Genomic DNA, 21317 nt, shown 5'->3' with positions numbered 1-21317 from the left:
CGGATCCGCTCAGCGGGTCCGCCCTCCGTCCCGGCGGCTAGCGGCCCTCCGCCATCAGGCGGGAGCCCGTCAGGCGGTCGCCGAAGGCGTCGTCGGGGTTGGAGAGGACACAGGTGTCCAGCGACAGGCAGCCGCAGCCGATGCAGTCGGTGAGGTGGTCGCGCAAACGGTTCAGCTGCCTGATCCGTTCGTCCAGTTCCGAGCGCCACTTCTCGGACAGCCGGGCCCAGTCGTCCCGGGTCGGGGTCCGCTCCTCCGGCAGTTCCGCCAGTGCCTCGCGGATCGTGGCCAGCGGGATGCCGACCCGCTGGGCGGCGCGGATGAAGGCGACCCGGCGGAGGGTGTCACGGGTGTAGCGGCGCTGGTTGCCCGAGGTGCGGCGGCTGCTGATCAGGCCCTTGGCCTCGTAGAAGTGCAGGGCGGACACCGCGGCTCCGCTGCGTGCGGACAACTGGCCGACGGTCAGCTCATGGATCTTCTCGGGAATCTGGGGCACTCCTCAGAGATTACTCACCCGGCCGACACGGCCGCCGGGTCCGCCATCCGTTGACATCGCCCGCCCACCCGACCATGCTAAGCAGTTGCTTAGACACCGCGAGAGAGCGCGAGCGAGAGGCCGGGAACATGGCAGAACCGAGGACCTTCACCTCCCCCGACGAGCTGAAGGCCGCCGTGGGCGAGCAGCTGGGCCACACCGACTGGGTGGAGGTGGACCAGAAGCGGATCGACCTGTTCGCCGAGGCCACCGGGGACCACCAGTGGATCCATGTGGACCCGGAGAAGGCCGCCACGGGTCCCTTCAAGACCACCATCGCGCACGGCTACCTCACCCTGTCCCTGCTCCCCCTCTTCGGGCCGCAGCTCATCCAGGTCGAGGGCGTGAAGATGGGCGTGAACTACGGCACGAACAAGGTCCGCTTCCCCTCCCCCGTCCCGGTCGGCTCCCGGCTGCGCGCCACCGGGAAGATCACCGGCGTCGAGGACGTCCCCGGCGGTGTGCAGGTGACGCTCGCCTTCACCGTGGAGCGCGAGGGCGGCGACAAGCCGGTGTGCGTCGCGGAGTCGGTGTCCCGGTACTACCTCTGAGCGCCTACGCGGCGCCCACCATCCGGAGCACGAGGTCGGCGTAGAGCGCGCCGACCTCCTCCGGGGTGCGCGGGCCGTTCACGTCGAACCAGCGGGCCACGTCGATGCAGAGCGACAGCACGGCGAGCGTGGTGCCCTTGACGTCCCGGACGTCGAACTCGCCCGCGGCCACCCCGTCCTCGATGATCCCGCGCACCTCGGCGTCCACCTGCCGGCGCAGGGCGACGATCTCGGCGCGCGCCTCGGGGCCGAGCGCGTCGAGTTCGTACTGCACCACCCGCGCGGTGGTCCGCCGGCCCGCGTGCCAGCGGACGAAGGAGCTGACGGCGTCGGCCAGCCGCTCCGTGGCGCTGCCGTCGCGGCGGGCCGCCGTACGCAGGATGTCCAGGGCCTTGTCGTGGCCGATCCGGCTGATCCGGTGGAGCAGCTCTTCCTTGGTCTTGTAGTGGATGTAGAGCGCGGCCGGGCTCATGCCGGCGCGGCCCGCGATGTCGCGGGTCGTCGTGGCGTGGTAGCCGCGCTCGGCGAAGGCCTCGACGGCGGCGACGAGCAGCCGCCGGGCCGCGTCCGGGGTGACCTCTTCCCACGGCTCCACTTCGCCGCCGGTCGTCTCCTCCGCCGTACTCATCGCTCGCTCGCCCCTCTCGGTGACAGGAACACCACCATACCGCCGAAGGTGAGCGAGCGCTTAGATCTGCCGCTCGGAACGGGTCGCGCGGCGTTCAGAGCTTCTCGAAGGGGTCGTGCTCGGCGAGCAGCTTCTCCAGGCGGGCCTGGTCGACGCGGCTGACGAGCTGTCCGGCCTCCTGCCGGTCCCGCACCACCTTGGCGAGGGTGAAGGCGGAGGTGACGAGGTACAGCACGGCGATGCCGAGGAAGGCGCGGACCCAGGCGTCGGCGTGCAGCCGGACGATGCCGGCGGCGGTGGCCGCCAGGGCGATGGCGAAGGACGCGACGGCCTGGCCGTAGAAGGCGGCCGTGCTCTGCTGCTTGACCGGTGTGTCACTCATGCCAGGCAGGATCGGGCGAGCGGGCCGCCCGGCACATCCGCCGGCGTACTCAGGTGCGTACTCAGAAGGCCGAGACGCCGGTCAGCGCGCGGCCGATGAGCAGCTTCTGGATCTGGCTGGTGCCCTCGTAGAGGGTCATCACGCGGGCGTCGCGCAGGAGTTTGCCGGCCGGGTACTCGTCGATGTAGCCATAGCCGCCGAAGACCTGGAGGGCGTTGTTGGCCGCGCGCACGGCGGCCTCGGAGGCGAACAGCTTGGCCTTGGAGGACTCGACGGCGAACGGCTCGCCCCGGTCGACGAGATCGGCGACCCGCCAGGTCAGCAGCCGCGCCGCGTCCACGTCGACGGCGATGTCGCTGATCAGCTCCTGCACCAGCTGATGGTGGGCGATGGACTTGCCGAACTGCTCGCGCTCACCGGCGTAGGAGACGGCCGCGTCCAGGGCGGCCTGGGCGATGCCGACACAGCCGGCGGCCACCGACATCCGGCCCTTGGCCAGCGCGGACATGGCGACGGAGAAGCCCTTGCCCTCCTCGCCGAGGATCGCGGAGGCGGGCACCCGCACGTCCTGGAGGACGAGTTCGGCGGTGGCCTGGCCGCGCAGCCCGAGCTTGCCGTGGATGGTGCGGCGGCTCAGGCCGGGGGTGTCGGCGGGCACCAGGAAGGCGGTCACGCCCTTGTGGCCGGGGGCGTCGGTGGAGCGGGCGAAGAGCAGCACGACATCGGCCCAGGTGCCGTTGGTGATGAACATCTTGGCGCCGTTGATGACGTAGTCGTCGCCGTCGCGTACGGCGCGGGTGGTGAGGCTGCCCGCGTCGGAACCGGTGCCGGGTTCGGTGAGGCCGAAGCAGCCGACGTACTCGCCCGCGGTCAGCCCGGGCAGCCAGCGCCGCTTCTGCTCCTCGTTCCCCCAGGCGGCGATCGTCTTGGCGACCAGGCCGAGGGAGACGGACACGATGCCGCGCACGGAGGAGTCGCCGCGGCCCAGCTCCTCGGTGACCAGGCAGTAGGCGAGGTGGTCGCCGCCGGAGCCGCCGTACTCCTCGTCGATCGTCAGCCCGAGGAAGCCGACCTCGCCGAGCTTCTTGACGACGGCCCGGTCCACCTCCTCGGCCCGGTCCCAGGCGACCACGTGCGGGGCGATCTCGCGCTGCACGAAGTCCCGGGCGAGCTGCCGGACGGCGGACTGCTCCTCGCTCAGGCGAAGACTCACCACGGCGATCACCCCACATCTCGAAAGCTGCACTTGAAAGCTGCACATTTAAATTAGCACTGCTAGTTTCCAGTCGCAGCCCTACTATGTGCGCCATGGCCCGACCGCGCAAGCCCCTCCTCAGCACCGACCGGATCGTCGAGACGGCCCGGGACCTCGTGGACCGGGAGGGTCTGGCGGCCGTGTCCACCCGTCGGCTCGCCGCCGAGCTGGGGGTGAGCGGGCCCTCGCTCTACAACCACTTCCGCACCAAGGACGAGATCCTGGAGGCGGTCGCCGACTCGGTGAGCGCGCAGGTCGATCTGTCGATGTTCGAGGACGGCCGGGACTGGCGCACCGCGCTGCACGACTGGGCCGTCTCCTACCGGGCGGCCCTGCGCGACCATCCGAACATCGTGCCCGTGCTCGCGCGCGGCCCCGGTCGCCGGCCGGCCGCGCTGCGGGTCGCCGACGCCGCGTACGGCGCGATGGTCGACGCGGGCTGGCCGCCGGCCCAGGCCACGTCCATCGGGGCACTGATGCGGTACTTCATCATGGGCTCGGCGCTGGGCTCGTTCGCCGGCGGCTTCGTGGACGACGCGAGCGCGTACGACCCGGCCGACTACCCCCACCTCGGGCAGGCCCACCTCCTGGCCGAGCAGCAGGAGAAGATCGACGAGCGGGCCTTCGAGACGGGGCTCACGGCACTGCTGGACGGGCTGGCCCTCCAGTACGAGCAGGCGGGCCAGGAGGCTCGGCAGTAGGCCGGGAAGCGGCCTCAGAACACCACCAGCGCCCGGCCCCCCTTGCCCGCGAGCATGGTGTCGAAGGCGGCCGGGATGCCCTCCAGGCCGATCCGCTCGGTGATTAGTGCGGACAGGTCCAGCCGGCCCTCCCGGACGTGCTCGGCGAGCACGGGCAGGTCGCGGGCCGGGTCGGTGTTGCCGTAGACGCAGCCGGACAGGGTGCGGCCCCAGTGGAAGATCTCCAGCGCGTTGAAGGTGACCTGCTCGTCCTTGCCGCCGATGCCGACGACCGTGGTACGGCCGCCCCGGCGGGTGGACTCCCAGGCCGCGCGGATGGAGACCGCCCGCCCCACGCACTCCACGGAGACGTCGGCGCCCTGCTTGTCCGTGAGGGCGCGGATCTCGCGCGGGGTGGTGTCGGAGGCCACCACGTAGTCCGTGGCCCCGGCGGCGCGGGCGAGTTCCTCCTTCTCGGCGGAGACGTCGACCGCGATGATCCGGGACGCGCCCGCGATCCGGGCCGACTGGAGCGTCGCGAGGCCCACTCCCCCGACGCCGAAGACCGCGACGGTCTCGCCCCGGCGGACGCGCGCCGAGTGGTGGACGGCGCCGTAGCCGGTGAGGACCGCACAGCCCAGGAGGGCGGCGTCCACCAGGGGCACGCCTTCCGGAAGGGGCAGCACGCAGGAGGCGGGGACGACCGTCTCCTCGGCGAACGCGGCCACGTTGAGGCCGGGGTGGAGTTCGGTGCCGTCGGCGGTGCGGGCGTAGACGTCGGCGGCGCCGTTCAGGGCGTTGGCGCACAGCCAGACCTCACCGAGGCCGCAGGCGTGGCACCTGCCGCAGGAGGGAGCCCAGTTGAGGACGACGGGGGCGCCTTCGGCGACATGGGTGACGCCCTCGCCCACCGCGACGACCGTGCCCGCGCCCTCGTGGCCGAGGACCGCGGGGACCGGCACCCGCATGGTGCCGTTGGACAGGGACAGGTCGGAGTGGCAGACGCCCGCGGCGGCGAGCCGGACCCGGACCTGTCCGGGGCCCGGGTCGGGCAGCTCGATGCCGGTGATCTCCAGCGGGGCGCCGATGGCGGGCAGGACGGCGGCTCGTACGGCCATGACTGTCGGACTTCCTTAGAACTGGAGGGACTTGGTCTGGAGGTACTCGGCGAGTCCGTGCGTGCCGAGTTCCCGGCCGACGCCGGACTGCTTGTAGCCGCCGAAGGGGGCGAGGGGGTTGAACCGGCCGCCGTTGATGTCGACCTGGCCGGTGTCCATACGGCGGGCGAAGGCCACCGCCTCACTCTCCTCACCGGCCCAGACGGCGCCGGCGAGGCCGTACACCGTGCCGTTGGCGAGGCGCAGGGCGTCCTCCTCGTCCTCGTAGCGCAGGATGCTCAGGACCGGGCCGAAGATCTCCTCCTGGGCGATGGTCATCTGGGGCGTCACGTCGGCGAAGACGGTGGGGCTGACGAAGTAGCCCTTCTCGCGCGGGTTTTCGGGTCCGCCGGCGACCAGGCGGGCGCCCTCGGCGATGCCCTTCTCGATGTAGCCGCGCACCCGCGCCTGCTGCTCGGCGCTGACCACGGGGCCGATGCGGTCGCCGTACTTGGCGGCGGCGGTCCGGGCCAGCTCGACGGCCTCCTCGTACTGGTCGCGGTGGACCAGCATGCGGGTCCAGGCGCTGCACGTCTGGCCGGAGTTGGACATGACGTTGGCGACGCCGACGTTCACCGCTCTGGCGAGGTCGGCGCTCGGCAGGATGACATTGGCGGACTTGCCGCCGAGTTCGAGGGCGACCTTCTTCACGGCGGCCCCGGCCACGGCGCCGATCCGCCGGCCGACCGCGGTGGAGCCGGTGAAGGAGACCAGGTCCACGTCCGGGTGCTCGACGAGGGCCTGCCCGGCGACCGGGCCGAACCCGGTGACCAGGTTGAACACACCGGCCGGCACCCCCGCCGCGTGCACCGCCTCGGCGAACAGCTGGGCGGTGAGCGGGGTGTTCTCGGCGGGCTTGAGGACGACCGTGCAGCCCGCGGCGAGCGCCGGGGCGGCCTTGGCGACGATCTGGTGGAGCGGGTAGTTCCATGGGGTGATCGCGCCGACCACGCCGATCGGCTCGTGCAGGACGGTGGAGTTGCCGACCTTCTCCTCGAAGGAGTGGGTGGCGGCCAGCTCGGCGTAGGAGCCGGCCACCGCGACGGGCACGGCGGCGTGCACGGCCTGGGAGAACGCCGGCGGGGAGCCGAGTTCGGCGGTGACGGTCTCGGCGATCTCCTCCTCGCGGGCCGCCAGGACGTCCCGGAGCGCGGCCAGGCGAGCGGCGCGCTCGGCGGGCGGGGTGGCCGCCCAGCCGGGCAGGGCGGCGCGGGCCGCGCGCACGGCGGTGTCCACGTCCAGCGCGTTCCCGGCGGGGACGCGGGCGATGACCTGCTCGTCGGCCGGGTTCACGACCTCGATCGCGTCCCGGCCCTCGGCGGCGCGCCAGTCGCCGTCGATGTACAGGCCGTCATGTGCCTTCATACTGCTTCCTCCCGGCGGGTCTGCGTCGTCCGGCACACAAACTAGCGGCGTTAGTTTTCGTGCGCCAGGGCCGCCCGAGCCAGTCGTACCGGGACATCATCACAGCACGGGCGGGCGGGCGGTGGTCCGGGAGAGCGCGGGGCGCGACGGGAAACGGCCGGGGCGGCCGGGGCGTACGGTCGCCCCGGCCGTTTCCGGGGACAGGGAGGAGCGGGCTCGGCTATCGGGTGGCGGTCAGGTGGGCGAAGACCACCACGTTGCTGGTGTAGCCGGTGCGCCGGCTGAAGAGGCCGCCGCAGGTGAGCACCCGCAGTTCCGGGCGGCGGACCGGGCCGTAGACCTCCCGGTCGGGGAATCCGGCCTTGTCGAACACCTTCACCCGGTCCACGGTGTAGACGGCGCTGCGGCCGTCCGCCCGCTTGACCTCGATGAGCTTGCCCGGCTTGATCTGGGCGAGGGCGGCGAACACGGCGGGGCCGGTCCTGGTGTCGCGGTGGCCGACGGCGATCGCGGTGCCGGACTCGCCCGGCGTGGGGCCGCCCTGGTACCAGCCGACCAGCTTGGGCCTGTCGACCGGCGGCGTCTCCAGCTGCCGGTCCTTGTCCAGCCGTACGGCCGTGACCGGGGCGTCGATCCCGAGCGAGGGGATGCGGAAGGACGTGGGCCGGGACCGGGGCAGTGGGCGGGGCGGCGGGGTGGGGTGCGCGCCGGACTCCTCCCGGCTCGCGCCCCGCCCGTCGGCGCGGGAGGAACCCGGGGCGGCGGCCGCCGCCCCGGCCGGGCCGCCCGGCCCGCCGGCTCCGGCGGGCTGGTGGTCCGAGCCGCACCGGCCGGCCACCGTCACCAGGACGGTCACCAGCAGGGCCGTCCTGGTGAGGCGGTAGGCGCGGGTCCGGTACCAGGGCCTGCGTCGACGCCTACGCGGCGCCATGAGGCCGCCGGCGGATCAGCCGGATGTACACCGCGCCGCCGACCGCGACCAGCCCCACGGCCGCCGCCGCGGCCACCGGCGAGTAGGCGGCCGCCGTGTCGATGAGACCGCCGCCGCCCGCGTGCACTCCGCCCTTGGGGCCGTTGTGGTCGCCCTGCCCCTGCCCCTGCCCCCAGGCCGAGTCGTCGTGGCGGTCGTCCGAGATCTGCCCGCCGGGGCCGTGGGCACCGGCGTCGTGCCGGTCGTCACGGCAGTTCACATGGAAGACCTTCTCCTTGGGCGCACCGGCCACCACCCAGGTGATCTTGTACTGGCCGTCGGCCAGTCCGAGCGGGTCGGTGTGTCCGGCGCCCCCGGCGAGCTGGATGGTGCCGGCGACGGTGGCCGCGGTGGGCAGCGGGGGCTCGGGCGTGATGGTGTAGGCGATGGTGGGCAGCACGTCGAAGTTGACGGCGTCCAGGTAGAACTTGCAGACCGTCGGGTCGTCCTTCGAGACGCCGTAGGGCACACCCACGCGATGGATCCTGATGTCGCCGTTCTCCCCCTGGGCCGCCGCGGTCGGTGCCGCCAGCCACGACGCACCGGCCGCGGCGAGGGCGGTGAGGACGACGGAGGCACCCGCGCGGGAGCCGAAACTGCGTGGGGATGTCAGGGTGGGCATGAATGTCCTCCGAGTCAGACGATTTTCATACAAATCGCTCTTTCGCCTGGACTCTGCTTGATGGACACCACGACAGCCGGAACCGACGCCCGGCGCGCCGTCAGAGATCGCCCGGGCGGCGCAATCCTCCGCCCCGCTCCCCCCGGCGCGCCGGCCCTCGGGTCACGGCGACGGCAGGAGGTCGACGGGTACTCCGTTCAGCACGGCGTTGCCCGAGAGCGGGTCGAGCAGGCTGCCGTCGAGGAGCTGGTTGACGTTGACGCCGGGGGTTCCCGCGGCATGGCCGAGCCGGGTGCCGGGGCGGTCGTGGCCCCAGCCGTGCGGCAGGCTGACCACACCGGGCCGGATGTCCTCGGTGACCTCGGCGGGGACCACCACCTCTCCCCCGGCCCCCCGGACCCGTACGTCCGCCCCGTCCCGCACGCCCAGCCGGGCGGCGTCCGCCGGGTGCAGGTGCAGGGTGCAGCGGTTGGAGCCGCCGGTGAGGGCGGGCACGTTGTGCATCCAGCTGTTGTTGGAGCGCAGATGGCGGCGGCCGACGAGGACCAGTCCCGCGGGGCGCTCGTGCATCGCCTGCCGGAGCCGGGGCAGGTCGGCGGCGATCGGCCCGGGCAGCAGCTCCACCGCGCCGCTGCGGGTCCGGAGCGGCTGGGGCAGGCGCGGGCGCAGCGGGCCGAGGTCGATGCCGTGCGGGTGGGCGAGCAGCTTCTCCAGGGTCAGCCCGTCGGGGCGGGCGCCGAAGCCGTCGCCGTACGGGCCGAGGCGCAGCATCATGTCCAGCCGCCGCTCGGGGCCGTTGTCGCCGGTGAGCCGGGCGGCCAGCTCCTCGGGGTCGCGGCCGTGCACCGGCGAGTGGGCCTCGGTCACGGCCTTGCCCAGGGTCTGGGCGATGACCATCGCGTCCACGGCGGCCGGGTCGGCGCCGTGCATGCCGCTCGCCGCGAGCACCAGCCGGGCGAGGATCTCGGTCTCGGCCATGCGGCCGGGCTCCAGCGGGACGGCGGGGCGGGTGTAGCGGACCTGGTTGCGGACGGCGAGGGTGTTGAAGGCGAAGTCGTGGTGCGGGCTCTGCGCGGGCGGGGGCGGGGGCAGCACCACGTCGGCGTGGCGGGAGGTCTCGTTCAGGTACGGGTCGACGCTGACCATGAAGTCCAGGGAGTCCAGCGCCTTGTCGAGGCGGTCGCCGTCCGGTGCGGACAGCACCGGGTTGGCGCCGACCACGATCAGGGCGTGCACCGGCTCGCCCTCCGCGGCCTGGGTGTCGATCTCCTCGGCGAGCGCGGACAGCGGCAACTCACCCTTCGCCTCGGGCAGTTGCCGGACGCGGGAGTGCCAGCGGCCGAGGGCGAAGCCGCGGCCGGGTCCGGCCGGGCGGGGGGTCTTGTCGGTGGCGGCCTGCGGGAAGAGGGCACCGCCGGGCCGGTCCAGATTGCCGGTGAGGATGTTGAGGACGTCGACCAGCCAGCTCGCCAGGGTGCCGTGCGGGACGGTGCAGCTGCCGATCCGGGCGTAGACGGCGGCGGTCGGGGCGGCGGCGAGTTCGCGGGCCAGGGTGCGGATGACGGGGGCGTCGATGTCGCAGGCGGCGGCCACCGCCTCCGGGGTGAACTCGGCCAGCGCGTCCCGGAGTTCCGCCAGGCCCTGGACGTGCGGCGCGAGGTCCCCGAGGTCGACCAGGCCCTCCTCGAACAGCGTGACCGCCATGGCGGCCAGCAGCAGGGCGTCGGTGCCGGGGCGGATGGCGAGGTGCCGGTCGGCGAGCCGGGCGGTCCGGGTACGGCGCGGGTCCACCACGGTGAGCCGGCCGCCGCGGGCCCGCAGCGCCTTGAGCCGGCCCGGGAAGTCCGGCGCGGTGCACAGACTGCCGTTGGACTCCAGGGGGTTGGCGCCGATGAGCAGCAGATGGTCGGTGTGGTCCAGGTCCGGCACCGGGATGGCGTTGGCGTCGCCGAACAGCAGGCCGCTGGAGACGTGCTTGGGCATCTGGTCGAGCGTCGAGGCGGTGAACACGCTGCGGGTGCGCAGGGCGCCGAGGAGGACCTGCGGGTAGAGGGCACCGGCCATGGTGTGCACGTTGGGGTTGCCGAGGACCACTCCGACGGAGTCGGCGCCGTACCGCTCCACGACCGGGCGCAGCCCCGCGGCCACCGCGTCGAAGGCCTCTTCCCATGTGGCCTCGCGCAGTTCGCCCGCCACCCGGACGAGCGGGGTGCGCAGCCGGTCGGGGTCGCCGTCGACGGCGCCGAAGGAGGCGCCCTTGGGGCAGATGAACCCCTTGCTGAAGACGTCCTCGCGGTCACCGCGGGCGCCGGTGACGCGGGTGCCCTCGATGGTGAGGGTCAGCCCGCAGGTGGCCTCGCACAGGGGACAGATTCGCAGGGCGGTGCGGGACACGGGGTCCTCCCGTCGGATCGGCGGCGGTGCCGGGCGAGCGCGGAGCGGCTCGGGGCGGTGCGGAACGAGCGCGGAATGGCTCGGGGGCGGTGCGGGGTGAGCGTGGAGCGGCTCGGAGGCGAGCATACCGACCGGTAGGCATGGGCGGGAGGGGGTGGCGGCCAGCCGTGCGGAAGCCCGCGGCGGCCGGCCCCTCCCCGGCGTCAGTCGAGGACGCGCGCGAGATACGCCCGCAGCAGCTCGCGGGTCTCGGCGATGATCGCCTCGTCCCCCTCCGGGTCCGTCCGGAAGGCCAGTTGGACGAGGGTGTCCGCGCTCTCCACGGCCACCAGGAAGACCCGGCGCAGCTCCGTGTCCGGGGTCCGGCCGAGGTAGCGGGCCAGCAGATCGGTGAGCCGGTCGGCGACCCGGGTGTTGGGCTCGGCCTGGCGGACGCCGACCGGGATCTGGTTGCCGAAGTCGACCAGGGAGAAGCCGGGCGCGGTGCGCTTCATGGCCAGGTACTCGTCGAGGACGGCGTCCATCGCGGCCCGCCAGTCCCCCCGGGCGGTCTCCTTCAGCCGCGCGGTGACACGTTCGGTGTACCGCTCCAGGTTGCGCTGGGCGAGGGCGTCGGCCATCTGTCGTTTGTTGCCGAAGAACCGGTAGACCGAGCCGATGGGCACACCGGCGCGCAGGGCGACCGCCCGGGTGCTCAGTGCGTCGTAACCGACCTCGTCGAGGAGTTCGGCGCACGCGTCGAGGATCCTGGTCAGCCGTTCTGCGCTGCGCCGCTGGACGGGCGCGCGGCGGAGCGAGGTCGCGTGGGGCACGGACTTCATGATGCCTTTCCGCCGGGGCCGGGTGAAGCTCGCCCCCTGGTACGGGCAGGAGTGCCGGTGTGCTCATCCCCCGGTTCGCGGGGTCGCGGCGGCCGGCGAGGGGGCCCGGCTCTGCGCGTCCGACACCGTGATGTCCGCCGTGCTCTGCACCGGCCTGCCCTGTACGGCCCACACGGTGCCGTCGTCGGCGTACAGCCTGGCGGTGACATGGTGGGTGCCGTGCGGGACGAGCCGCTGGGGCAGGTGGTAACGCGGGGCGCGCAGCCGGGCGACCTGGTGGCCGTCGACCAGGAGGCGGACCCGTCCGCGTCCGGGCACCGCGGTCGGCCGCGCGTCCGGCGCGGAGCAGCGGAAGCGGTGGAAGGACAGCCGGACGTCCCAGCCGCCGGCGGGGTCCGGGGTGACCTCGACCCCGACCTCGGGTGCGCTCTGCGCGGCGACCTGGCGCAGGTGCCGGCCGGTCCCGTCGGTGCCGGTCAGCACCTGGCCCACGGGCGACGGCGCGGACGTACCCGGCCGGGGCGCGCCGTCGTCACAGCCCGCCGCGCCGAGCGGCAGCAGGACGCACACCGTCAGCGCGGCCCCGAATTTACGCGTCCACGACATGTCCGGAAGCCTAGAACAGCGCTCCGCGCATCCGGATCCCCCTCAGGTCTGGTTCACCTCCCCCGCAGGACGTACGCGGGAACCCCTGGGGAAGCGGATCTCCGAGGCCCTCTTGCGCGCACCGCCACTGATTCCTACGGTATTGCATAGGAATCAGAGCGCGAGGGAGCGATCATGAGCGATGGGGGTACCTCCCACGGGAGCGTGTTCGAGCGTGGGGGAGCGCGGAAGACCGCGGCGGCACTGTCGTATCTGACCGGGTTCGGCAACGAACACTCCTCGGAGGCGGTGCCGGGCGCACTGCCCGAGGGCCGCAACTCGCCGCAGCGCGCACCGCTCGGGCTGTACGCGGAGCAGCTGAGCGGCTCGGCGTTCACCGAGCCGCGGGCGCACAACCGGCGCTCGTGGCTGTACCGCATCCGCCCGTCGGCCGCGCACCCCGCGTTCACCCGCACCGACAACGGCGCGATCCGCACGGCCCCCTTCACCGAGACCGTGCCCGACCCCAACCGGCTGCGCTGGAACCCGCTGCCGGAGCCGCCGGCGGGCACCGACTTCCTGGCCGGCCTCTGGACGCTCGGCGGCAACGGCGACGCGACCCAGCGCACCGGCATGGCCGTGCACCTCTACCACGCCAACTCCTCGATGGAGCGGGTCTTCTCGGACTCCGACGGGGAGCTGCTGATCGTGCCGGAGCGGGGCGGGCTGCTGCTGCACACGGAGTTCGGGCGGCTCTGTGTGGAGCCGTCCTATGTGGCGCTGATCCCCCGTGGGGTGCGCTTCCGTGTGGAGCTCCTGGACGACACCGCCCGGGGCTATGTGTGCGAGAACTATGGCGCACCGTTCCAGCTCCCCGACCTGGGCCCGATCGGCGCCAACGGCCTCGCCAACCCCCGGGACTTCTGCGCACCGGTCGCGGCGTACGAGGAGGAGGACGGCCCGGTGGAGGTGGTGAACAAGTTCTGCGGCAACCTCTGGACGGCCACCTACGACCATTCGCCGCTCGACGTGGTCGCCTGGCACGGCACCCATGTGCCGTACATCTACGACCTGCGCCGTTTCAATGTGATCGGCACCATCTCCTACGACCACCCGGACCCGTCGATCTTCACGGTCCTCACCTCCCCCACGGACACCCCGGGCCTGGCCGGCGTGGACTTCGTGGTGTTCGCGCCGCGCTGGCTGGTGGGCGAGGACACCTTCCGGCCGCCGTACTTCCACCGGAACGTGATGAGCGAGTACATGGGCCTGATCGAGGGGGCGTACGACGCCAAGGCGGAGGGTTTCGTGCCCGGCGGCGGCTCGCTGCACAACATGATGTCGGCGCACGGCCCGGACCGGGAGACCTTCGACCGGGCGAGCGCGGCCGAGCTGACGCCGCAGAAGGTCGACAACGGGCTGGCCTTCATGTTCGAGACCCGCTGGCCGGTGACGCTCGCCCCGCACGCGGCCCGCGCCGGCCACCTCCAGCAGCGCTACGACGACGTGTGGCAGGGCCTGGAGCGGCACTTCCGCCCCGTGCGGTGACATTGCACTGAACCGGTCCCGACAGGTACGGATAGCCGAGTGACCTCCTTCGCACCGGACTCGATCGTCCTGAACCGCAAGCTGCCGCTCTGGTATCAGGTGTCGCAGTCGCTGCGCGCCTCGATACTCGGCCGTTCGCCCGAGGACCCGCTGCGGCTGCCCACCGAGGAGCAGCTGGCTGAGCACTACGGCGTCAGCGTGCTGACCATGCGGCAGGCGCTGAAGGAGCTGGAGGACGAGGGGCTGATCAGCAGGCACCGCCGGCGCGGCACGTTCATCGAGCCGGACGCCCGGCGCGGCGCGCCGGTGCGGCTGCTCGGCTCGGTGGACGCGATCGTGGCCCAGCAGTCCGGCATGACGACGGAACTGCTGAGCCACGGGCCCGCGCCCGTGCCGGCGGGGCTCGCCGAGTACTTTCCCGGGGTGGCGGAGGTGACGACGTACCACCGGCTGCGCAGCGACGAGAAGACCGGGGAGCCGACCAACCACGCCGTCAACCACGTACGCCCCGAACTGGCCGCGCGCATCGACCTGGACGACCTGGTCCGCTGGCCGATGACCAAGGTGCTCCGGGACGTCGTCAAGGCGGACATCAGCCGGATCACGGACACCGTCGAGGCGCGGCTCGCCGACCCGGAGACCGCGCGGCTGCTCCAGGTGCCGCTGCTCAGCCCGATCCTGCACTACACCGGGGTGACGTACGACACCGCGGGGCAGGTGCTGGACGTGGCGGTCATCCAGTACCGGGGGGACCGGTTCGCGTTCACCGTCACCCTGGACGCGACCTGATCCGGGGCGCCGGTCCAGGTCGTACCATGCCCTGCGTGACGCACGACGACGCTCCGCTGCTGGCGGACCTCATGCCGTGGTCCGTCGCACCGCTGCGGCCGGGCCGCGCCTGGCCGACGGCGCCCGACCCGGCGTCCCTGCGGGCCCGCTGGGACGCCCTGATGAAGGCGGAGGGGACGGACCGCGAGGCGCTGTTCGAGCCGACGCGCGCCCGGGGCCTGGGCACGGCGGTGGGCCAGTTGCCCGGCCGGACCGGCGGCACCGGGCGGCTCGCCCGCGCCACGGGCCCCTGCCCCGAGCCGGTCCGGGTGCTGGCCGCCCCCTTCGACGAGCAGTGGCTGATCCCGGACCACCGGCTGATCGACACGGCCCGCCCGGAGCTGTGGCGGGTGGCCGACGAGCAGCAGGTGTTCACGGTCGAGACCGGCGCCGAGCCGCCCCTCCTCGCCACCTCGCTGCTGCCCACCCTGCGCACCGGCCGCATCCGCCCGCTGTACCGCCGCCCCGGCGGCGCCGAGCCGAATCTGCCGCCGGGTCTGCTGGAGCGGCTGCCGGGCGATCCCGCGCCGGCGGACGTGCTGGCCTGGATCATGGCGGTGATCCGCCCGGACCTCACCGTTCCGCTCACCGACGAGCCCGGGGTGTGGCGGGCGGGCACCGAGGTGGGGCACCGGATGCTGTGGCTGCTGCGCCGGCACGGCGAACGCCCGAGACTCCCCGGCGGCCGCCGCCCCTACGTCCGCGCGCCCCTGCCGCCCCGCCCGCGCACCCTGCGCTACGACCCCGAGGAGGAGACCCTCCACCTCGACGAGGGCCGTATCTCCCCGGTGCCGCCGGAGGCCTGGGACCACGAGGTGGCCGGAGTCCGGGTGCTGGAGGCGTGGTTCGCGGCCCGTACGGCCCCGGCCGAGCCCGGCACGCTCGCCGCGATCGGCCCGGCCGGCTGGCCGCAGGCCTGGACGTCGGAGCTGCTGGAGCTGATCACCGTCCTGTCCCTGCTGGCCGAACTCCGCCCGCTGCGGGCCGGGTTGGAGGTGACCTCCGCGATCACCGCGACCGATCTGCGCCACGCGGGAATCCTGCCTGCGCCGCCCTGGTCCCGCCGCCCCGCCTCCGTCCTGGACCACCAGGAAGAAGGCCCAGAGGGCCAATTCGCCCTCCTCTGACGGCAGTTCCGGCTCTCACCGACTGCCCTGCCCGAGGCTCAACAGCCGTCTCCCCGGCCCGCCTCGAAGCCGTCCAGGACGCGCTCCAGCGCTCGGTGGAAGACCGCTTCCAGGTCGATCGGGCCCGGGTCCGCCGCGAAGGCCGCCGCCATCCTCGGATACGCGCCGGAGGCGATCTGCGTGGCCAGCCAGGCGCCGCGCGCCGCGTTCTCCTCGGCCTCCGACCAGGGCAGGGCGCGTACCCGCTCGGCGGTGTCGAGTTCGTTGCGGACGTAGGTCGTCACGACGCCGTTCAGCATGGCGATGAGTTCCAGCTTCGTGCCGTAGGCCGCTTCGAGCGGGTCCAGGCAGGCCAGGCAGTGCTCCAGATAGCGCAGGGCGTTCGGGCTGAAGCCGTAGACCGGTGACATCAGGCGCGGCATCCACGGGTGCCGGTGCAGCAGCGCGCGGGTCTCGTGGGCCACCCGGAGCAGGTCGGCCCGCCAGTCACCGCTCGGCTCCCACGGCTCGTGCTCGGCGCTGACCGCGTCCACCATGAGCTCGTACAGGTCCTCCTTGCGGGGGACGTAGTTGTACAGCGACATGGTGCCGCAGCCCAGCTCGGCCGCGACATGCCGCATGGACACCGCATCGAGCCCGCTCGCGTCGGCGATCCGGACCGCCGCGGCCGCGATGTCGTCCCGGGTGTACGCCGGTTTAGGGCCCCGGCCCGTGCGCTCGGGGCGCGCCCAGATCACCTCGGGGACGGCCCCTCGGACTGCCATTGGTCATCACCTCGGACACCATCCTAGTTACGTACGGCGTACGTAGTGCGCTATGGTCGAGCCATGGCTACTACGTACGCTGTACTCAGTGAGGGTCTGGAGAAGCGCTTCGGCGCCGTAGACGCCCTGCGCGGGCTGGATCTGGCCGTGGCCGAGGGCACGGTCTGCGGACTGCTCGGGCCGAACGGCGCCGGGAAGACGACCGCGGTCCGGCTGCTCACCACGCTGCTGCGACCGGACGCCGGCTCGGCCCGCGTCGCCGGGCACGACCTGGTCCGCGAGGCCGCCGCCGTGCGGGGCCGGATCGCGGTCACGGGGCAGTACGCCTCGGTCGACGGGGACCTCACCGGCCGGGAGAACCTGCGGCTGTTCGCCCGGCTGCACCGGGTGCGCGGCCCGGCCGCCCGGGCCGACGAGCTGCTGGAGCGCTTCGGGCTGACCGAGGCCGCCGACCGGAGGACGGCCACCTGGTCCGGCGGGATGCGCCGCCGGCTGGACCTGGCCGCGAGCCTGGTCCGGCGCCCGGCGGTCCTCTTCCTCGACGAGCCGACCACCGGCCTCGACCCGGCCGGCCGCGCCCGCATCTGGCAGGCGGTGCGGGATCTGAAGGCCGACGGCACCACCGTGCTGCTGACCACGCAGTACCTGGAGGAAGCGGACCAACTGGCCGACGACATCGCCCTGATGGACCGCGGCCGGGTCACGCAGACCGGCTCCCCCGCCGAACTCAAGGCGCTCATCGGCTCGTACGCCGAGGCCGTGGTCGCGGACGCCGAGGCGCTGCCGCGGGCGGCGGCGGTGCTCGACCGGCTCACCGGCCGGGAACCCGTCCTGGACCGGGCACGCGGCACCGTCGGCGCGCTCACCACCGACCCGACCCTGACCCTGCCCCGCCTGGTGCGCGAACTCGACGCCGCCCACGTGCCGTTGCTGGACGCGAGCATCCGGCCGCCCGCGCTCGACGACGTGTTCCTGCGGCTCACCGGCACGGCCGCGCACCCCGAGGAGGCCGCAGCGTGAGCGCCCTGGTGCACGACGGTCTGGCGATGACGGGCCGGCAGCTGCGCCGGGTCCGCAACAGCCCGGGCCTGGCCGTCCTGACCCAGCTGATGCCCGTCAACATGCTGCTCTTCTTCGGGTACGTGTTCGGCAGCGCACTGGCGATGCCCGGCCGCGAGTACCGTTCCTTCCTGGTGCCCGGGCTGCTGGTGGCGACGGCGGCCGGCGGGCTGATGACCGGCATGTTCCAGGCCGCCGCGGACACCCACCGCGGGGTGACGGACCGGCTGCGCACCCTGCCGGTGAGCCGGGCCGCCGTACCGCTCGGGCAGGCGGTGGCCGACCTCGTCGTCACCACGCTCGGCACGGTGCCGCTGCTGCTCGTCGCCCTCGCGGTCGGCTGGCGGATCGAGGGAACGGCCCTCGACGCGGCCGGCGCGGTGGGGCTGCTGCTGCTCTTCCGGTTCGCCTGCACCTGCGCCGGGATCTTCCTGGGGCTGCTCAGCCGCAGCGAGGAGGCCGCAGGGCAGCTCGGCGCCTCGTCCTTCGTGCTGCCGCTGCTGTCGAACGCCTACATCCCGACGGCCCACCTGCCCGGCTGGCTGCGCACCCTCGCCGAGTGGAACCCCATCAGCGCGGTGACCACCGCCCTGCGGGACCTCTTCGGCAACGCGCCGGTACCGCACGGGGCCGCCTGGCCGGTGGCCCATCCGGTCGCCGGGGCACTCGCCTGGAGCCTCGCGCTGACCGCGCTGTTCCTGCCGCTCGCCGTACGCCGCCACGCGCGCGGTGAGTGAGCCGCGGCCGGTCCCCGGCTACTGACAGAGTCGCCGGTCAGGGGGGATCATCCTCCCCATGGACCAGCTTCCGCTGCCCCTGGAGGGCATCACCGTCGTCGCCGTCGAACAGGCCGTGTCCGCGCCCTTCGCGACCCGGCAGCTCGCCGACCTGGGGGCCCGGGTCGTCAAGGTGGAGCGCGTCGACGGCGGCGACTTCGCGCGCGGCTACGACACGGCGGCCCGCGGTCTCGCCTCGCACTTCGTGTGGTGCAACCGCGGCAAGGAGTCGATAGCGCTGGACCTCAAGGACCCGCGCGGTCTCGACGTCGTACGGCGGCTGATCGCGGACGCGGACGTGTTCGTGCAGAACCTCGCGCACGGCGCGGCGGCCCGGCTCGGTCTCGACGCGGCCACACTGTGCGCCGCGCACCCGCGGCTGATCGCGGTGGACATCTCCGGCTACGGCTCCGCGGGGCCGTACGCGGACAAGCGGGCGTACGACATGCTCGTGCAGTGCGAGGCGGGGCTGGTGTCGGTGACCGGGACGCCGGAGCAGCCGGTGAAGGCCGGGATCCCGGCGGCGGACATCGCGGCCGCCATGTACGCCTTCTCGGGGGTGCTGGCGGCGCTCGTGCGGCGCGGGACGACCGGGCGGGGCGGGCCGGTGGAGGTGTCCATGCTGGAGGCGCTGGCCGAGTGGCTGGGGCATCCGCTGCACCACGCGATGCACGGCGGTGAGCCGCCGGCCCGCACCGGGCTGGCGCATTCCGTGATCGCGCCGTACGACGCCTATGCGACGGCCGACGGCGGGCGGGTGCTGCTCTCGGTGCAGAACGACCGGGAGTGGCGGCGGCTGGCCGAACAGGTCATCGGCCGGGCGGAGCTGGGCACGGATCCGGCGTTCGCGACGAACGCGGCGCGGGTGGCGCACCGGGAGCGGACCGACGCGCTGGTCGCCGGTGCGCTGGGGGTGCTGGACACAAAGGAGGCGCTGGCCCGGCTGGAGAAGGCGGGCATCGCCTGTGCGCGGCTGCGGGACGTGCACGAGCTGGCGGACCATCCGCAGCTGGCGGCCCGGGAGCGGTGGCGTGCGGTGGGTTCGCCGGTCGGGCCGCTGAAGGCGCTGCTGCCTCCCATCACGCTGCCGGGCGGGGACGAGGCACGGATGGGGGATGTGCCCGCACTCGGGCAGCACACCGGGGCGCTGCTGCGTGCCGTGGGGATGACGGACGACGAGATCGCAGCGTTGCGCCGGGACGGTGTGGCGGCCTGAGCCCGGGCACCCCGGAAGGGGCTCAGTGCCGGTGGCCGCCGAACAGCGAACGGCGCAGCCGGCGCAGCGGCGCGAAGAGCGAGACGCGGCCGATCCGCGCCCCCCGGTCGCTGCTGCGGCGGACGGTGTCACGCGCCGTCAGCTCACGCATCAGCGAGGTCGCCTCGACCGTCTCCCGCTGCGGTATGGCGGGACCCGCCAGCACCGACAGATGGCGGTCCAGGCGCGAACTGGTCGCGCTGCTCCCGCAGGTGATCGCAGGGACCCTGGCCCTGCTGCGCACTGTTATCTGTTCCATGTCACTCCCCACCCGTACGAGTCCACCCGGCCCGGGCAGGGTAACCCTATCGCCCCAGGCGGGCACGCGGGTATCGCGCCCACAGGATTCACCTTCCCTGTAAGGAGGTTGACCATCCCTCTTTGACTACTCTCCGAATCCAACCGATTTCAGGCCGAGTTGGACAATCGGCTGCCCGGTGGGCCGAGCTGATCCCCCGTCAGGCTCGATGGTTACGGCGAGTGACATGGAGCCGGGGCCGAGACCGCTCGCGACCAAGGGCGTGTCGCCCGCGAAGAGCCCCAGGGAGCGCGGTTGCACGCGGGGGCGCATGAGCCAGAGCTGGTGAACGCGTCCGCCGGGCGGGGCGCCGTATCCGCTGAGGGTGACGACGGCCTCCCGGCGCGATACGGAAGCGATCACTCCGATACCGCGGCCGCGGGCGTCCGTGCTGCGCGAGGCGCGCACGTCGGGAGCGGCCAGAACGTGGGCGATCTCACGTGCCCGGGCCTGCCCGGCGTCGAGCCGGTCCCGGGTGCGGTCCGCCTGGACGGCGAAGAGGGAGGCGACGACCAGGGCAGCGGCGGCGGTGACCGTCGCGAACGGCACCAGGAGGGGGCGCCCGCGCGGGGGACGGCCGCGCCCCGGCGACGGCCGGCCGTCCCAGACGTACGGCGGCAGCCGGCGCGTGCCCGGCTCCGGCTCCGGCACCGGCGGCCGTCCGCCGTACGCGCGCGGGGCCGGGGGCTCCTGCGGGGTGGCGCGGACCGCGGCCAGCACCCGGTCGCGCAGGGCGGCGGGCGCGGGGGTCGCCGTGGACCAGGCCAGGCGCACCGCGTCCTCGGCCAGAACGCGCACCTCGGCGGCGCAGCGGTCGCAGTCCCGCAGGTGCTTCTCGAAGCGGCGCCGTTCGCCGGGTGCGAGGGCGTCGAGGGCGTAGGGCGCGGCGAGGGAGTGCGGGTCCTCGCCGCGCAGGCGCCTGCCGAAGAGGCTCATGCGGCACCTCCCAGGCACTCGCGCAGCCGGGTGAGGCCGTCCCGCATCCGGGTCTTGACCGTGCCGAGCGGCAGCGAGAGGCGCTCCGCCACCTCGCGGTAGGTGTAGCCGTCGTAGTAGGCGAGGGTCACGGACTGGCGTTGCAGCTCGGTGAGCCGGCGCAGGCACCGGCGCACCCACTCGCGCTCGAGGCCGGCCTCCACCTCCTCGGTGACCTGGTCGAACGCCACCTCCCCGGCGCGCAGCGCCTCCCGCTGCTCGCGCTCGCCGGCCGCGCGGGCGCTGCGCACCCGGTCGACGGCCCGGCGGTGGGCGAGGGTGAGGATCCAGGAGAGGGCGCTGCCCCGCCGGGGGTCGAACCGGGCGGCGGAGCGCCACAGTTCGAGCAGCGCCTCCTGGACCACCTCCTCGGACTGGGCGGGGTCCCGCACCACGCGTCGTACCAGTCCGTAGACCGGGCCGGACACCAGTCCGTACAGCTCCTCGAAGGCCCGCTGGTCGCCGCCCGCCACGAGCAGCAGCAGCTCGTCGGCGGCCTCGCGGGCCCGCTCCCCGCGGCCGCAGCCGGGTCTTCCTCGCGTACCGCGCATCCGCACCGCACACACCTCCCCACGGTGGTACGGATCGGCGGGCCGAAAACGCGGGCCGGCGGGCCGGGAAGATTTTCCGGGCCCGGCATCCGTGCTGCGGCGGACGCGAAACGGCGGAGACCCCGTCGGACGGGGCCTCCGCGTCTGCTGTGGGCTCGCCGGGAACTTCACTCTGACGGGCGAGCCCGAAC

23 protein-coding genes are annotated in these 21317 nt (G+C 73.6%); 8 read left to right on the top strand and 15 right to left on the bottom strand.

Annotation, left to right across the window (positions count from 1 at the left end):
- Positions 1-37 precede the first annotated feature (37 nt).
- Entirely contained in the window at positions 38-496 is a 459-nt protein-coding gene (soxR, locus tag ACZ5CZ_RS02515; RefSeq protein WP_385846586.1) for a redox-sensitive transcriptional activator SoxR, read from the bottom strand.
- Between the two features lie 128 nt (positions 497-624).
- Here soxR and ACZ5CZ_RS02510 point away from each other — a divergent pair, with 128 nt between their 5' ends.
- Entirely contained in the window at positions 625-1086 is a 462-nt protein-coding gene (locus tag ACZ5CZ_RS02510; protein WP_385846585.1) for a MaoC family dehydratase, read from the top strand.
- Positions 1087-1090: 4 nt separating this feature from the next.
- On the opposite strand, the gene ACZ5CZ_RS02505 is transcribed toward ACZ5CZ_RS02510, so the two are convergent.
- From ACZ5CZ_RS02505 to ACZ5CZ_RS02495, 3 genes are all read right to left on the bottom strand, one after another.
- Positions 1091-1714 (bottom strand): TetR/AcrR family transcriptional regulator, encoded by a 624-nt coding sequence (locus ACZ5CZ_RS02505; RefSeq protein ID WP_385846584.1) that lies wholly within the window; start codon positions 1712-1714, stop codon positions 1091-1093.
- Between the two features lie 94 nt (positions 1715-1808).
- Positions 1809-2096, bottom strand: a complete 288-nt coding sequence (locus ACZ5CZ_RS02500) for a YiaA/YiaB family inner membrane protein (RefSeq protein ID WP_385846583.1) — start codon at positions 2094-2096, stop codon at positions 1809-1811.
- Between the two features lie 61 nt (positions 2097-2157).
- Entirely contained in the window at positions 2158-3309 is a 1152-nt protein-coding gene (locus tag ACZ5CZ_RS02495) for an acyl-CoA dehydrogenase family protein (protein WP_385846610.1), read from the bottom strand.
- Between the two features lie 95 nt (positions 3310-3404).
- Here ACZ5CZ_RS02495 and ACZ5CZ_RS02490 point away from each other — a divergent pair, with 95 nt between their 5' ends.
- On the top strand, positions 3405-4052 hold the full coding sequence (locus ACZ5CZ_RS02490; protein ID WP_385846582.1) for a TetR/AcrR family transcriptional regulator: 648 nt from the start codon (positions 3405-3407) through the stop codon (positions 4050-4052).
- Between the two features lie 14 nt (positions 4053-4066).
- On the opposite strand, the gene ACZ5CZ_RS02485 is transcribed toward ACZ5CZ_RS02490, so the two are convergent.
- The 7 genes from ACZ5CZ_RS02485 to ACZ5CZ_RS02455 all read right to left on the bottom strand — a co-directional run bounded on the left by ACZ5CZ_RS02485 (position 4067) and on the right by ACZ5CZ_RS02455 (position 11966).
- On the bottom strand, positions 4067-5149 hold the full coding sequence (locus tag ACZ5CZ_RS02485) for a Zn-dependent alcohol dehydrogenase (RefSeq protein ID WP_468938519.1): 1083 nt from the start codon (positions 5147-5149) through the stop codon (positions 4067-4069).
- A 15-nt stretch (positions 5150-5164) separates the two neighbouring features.
- Positions 5165-6553, bottom strand: a complete 1389-nt coding sequence (locus ACZ5CZ_RS02480; protein ID WP_385846580.1) for an aldehyde dehydrogenase family protein — start codon at positions 6551-6553, stop codon at positions 5165-5167.
- A gap of 220 nt (positions 6554-6773) precedes the next feature.
- Positions 6774-7484, bottom strand: a complete 711-nt coding sequence (locus ACZ5CZ_RS02475; RefSeq protein ID WP_385846579.1) for a class F sortase — start codon at positions 7482-7484, stop codon at positions 6774-6776.
- Positions 7471-8145: a hypothetical protein gene (locus ACZ5CZ_RS02470; RefSeq protein WP_387056508.1), complete on the bottom strand. Its 675-nt coding sequence runs from the start codon at positions 8143-8145 to the stop codon at positions 7471-7473. Before ACZ5CZ_RS02470 ends, ACZ5CZ_RS02475 begins: the two co-directional genes overlap by 14 nt.
- 162 nt (positions 8146-8307) lie before the next feature.
- On the bottom strand, positions 8308-10539 hold the full coding sequence (locus ACZ5CZ_RS02465) for a molybdopterin oxidoreductase family protein (RefSeq protein ID WP_468938514.1): 2232 nt from the start codon (positions 10537-10539) through the stop codon (positions 8308-8310).
- A gap of 203 nt (positions 10540-10742) precedes the next feature.
- Positions 10743-11360, bottom strand: coding sequence for a TetR/AcrR family transcriptional regulator (locus tag ACZ5CZ_RS02460; RefSeq protein WP_385846577.1), 618 nt, complete (start codon positions 11358-11360; stop codon positions 10743-10745).
- Positions 11361-11423: 63 nt separating this feature from the next.
- Positions 11424-11966, bottom strand: coding sequence for a hypothetical protein (locus ACZ5CZ_RS02455; RefSeq protein WP_468938510.1), 543 nt, complete (start codon positions 11964-11966; stop codon positions 11424-11426).
- Between the two features lie 174 nt (positions 11967-12140).
- On the opposite strand from ACZ5CZ_RS02455, the gene hmgA reads away from it, so the two are divergent.
- From hmgA to ACZ5CZ_RS02440, 3 genes are read left to right on the top strand one after another with little or no spacing between them, the layout of a single operon-like run.
- Entirely contained in the window at positions 12141-13493 is a 1353-nt protein-coding gene (gene hmgA, locus ACZ5CZ_RS02450) for a homogentisate 1,2-dioxygenase (protein WP_385846575.1), read from the top strand.
- A gap of 39 nt (positions 13494-13532) precedes the next feature.
- Positions 13533-14282, top strand: a complete 750-nt coding sequence (locus ACZ5CZ_RS02445) for a GntR family transcriptional regulator (RefSeq protein ID WP_385846574.1) — start codon at positions 13533-13535, stop codon at positions 14280-14282.
- Between the two features lie 26 nt (positions 14283-14308).
- The gene (locus ACZ5CZ_RS02440; protein ID WP_468938506.1) at positions 14309-15448 is read left to right on the top strand and encodes a type ISP restriction/modification enzyme; all 1140 of its coding nucleotides are present in this window, start codon (positions 14309-14311) and stop codon (positions 15446-15448) included.
- 38 nt (positions 15449-15486) lie between these two features.
- Here the strand turns inward: ACZ5CZ_RS02440 and ACZ5CZ_RS02435 are convergent, their stop codons facing one another.
- On the bottom strand, positions 15487-16212 hold the full coding sequence (locus ACZ5CZ_RS02435; protein WP_468938503.1) for a TetR/AcrR family transcriptional regulator C-terminal domain-containing protein: 726 nt from the start codon (positions 16210-16212) through the stop codon (positions 15487-15489).
- A gap of 63 nt (positions 16213-16275) precedes the next feature.
- On the opposite strand from ACZ5CZ_RS02435, the gene ACZ5CZ_RS02430 reads away from it, so the two are divergent.
- The 3 genes from ACZ5CZ_RS02430 to ACZ5CZ_RS02420 are packed head-to-tail and all read left to right on the top strand — an operon-like array spanning position 16276 to position 19263.
- The gene (locus tag ACZ5CZ_RS02430) at positions 16276-17232 is read left to right on the top strand and encodes an ATP-binding cassette domain-containing protein (protein WP_385846571.1); all 957 of its coding nucleotides are present in this window, start codon (positions 16276-16278) and stop codon (positions 17230-17232) included.
- Complete coding sequence (locus tag ACZ5CZ_RS02425; RefSeq protein WP_450784772.1) at positions 17229-18008, top strand: ABC transporter permease; 780 nt, start codon at positions 17229-17231, stop codon at positions 18006-18008. The genes ACZ5CZ_RS02430 and ACZ5CZ_RS02425 overlap by 4 nt, the downstream gene beginning before the upstream one ends.
- Positions 18009-18066: 58 nt before the next feature.
- On the top strand, positions 18067-19263 hold the full coding sequence (locus ACZ5CZ_RS02420; RefSeq protein WP_385846568.1) for a CaiB/BaiF CoA transferase family protein: 1197 nt from the start codon (positions 18067-18069) through the stop codon (positions 19261-19263).
- A gap of 22 nt (positions 19264-19285) precedes the next feature.
- On the opposite strand, the gene ACZ5CZ_RS02415 is transcribed toward ACZ5CZ_RS02420, so the two are convergent.
- From ACZ5CZ_RS02415 to ACZ5CZ_RS02405, 3 genes are all read right to left on the bottom strand, one after another.
- A complete protein-coding gene (locus ACZ5CZ_RS02415) occupies positions 19286-19561 on the bottom strand; it encodes a hypothetical protein (protein WP_385846566.1) in 276 nt (91 codons plus the stop codon).
- A 126-nt stretch (positions 19562-19687) separates the two neighbouring features.
- Positions 19688-20536, bottom strand: coding sequence for an anti-sigma factor (locus ACZ5CZ_RS02410; RefSeq protein ID WP_385846565.1), 849 nt, complete (start codon positions 20534-20536; stop codon positions 19688-19690).
- Positions 20533-21126 carry a sigma-70 family RNA polymerase sigma factor gene (locus ACZ5CZ_RS02405; protein ID WP_385846563.1) on the bottom strand — a complete coding sequence of 198 codons (594 nt, stop codon included), beginning with the start codon at positions 21124-21126 and terminating at the stop codon, positions 20533-20535. Before ACZ5CZ_RS02405 ends, ACZ5CZ_RS02410 begins: the two co-directional genes overlap by 4 nt.
- Between the last annotated feature and the right edge of the window lie 191 nt (positions 21127-21317).

The organism is Streptomyces sp. NPDC031418 (assembly GCF_055581605.1).
This window is presented reverse-complemented; position numbering and strand designations above follow the sequence as displayed.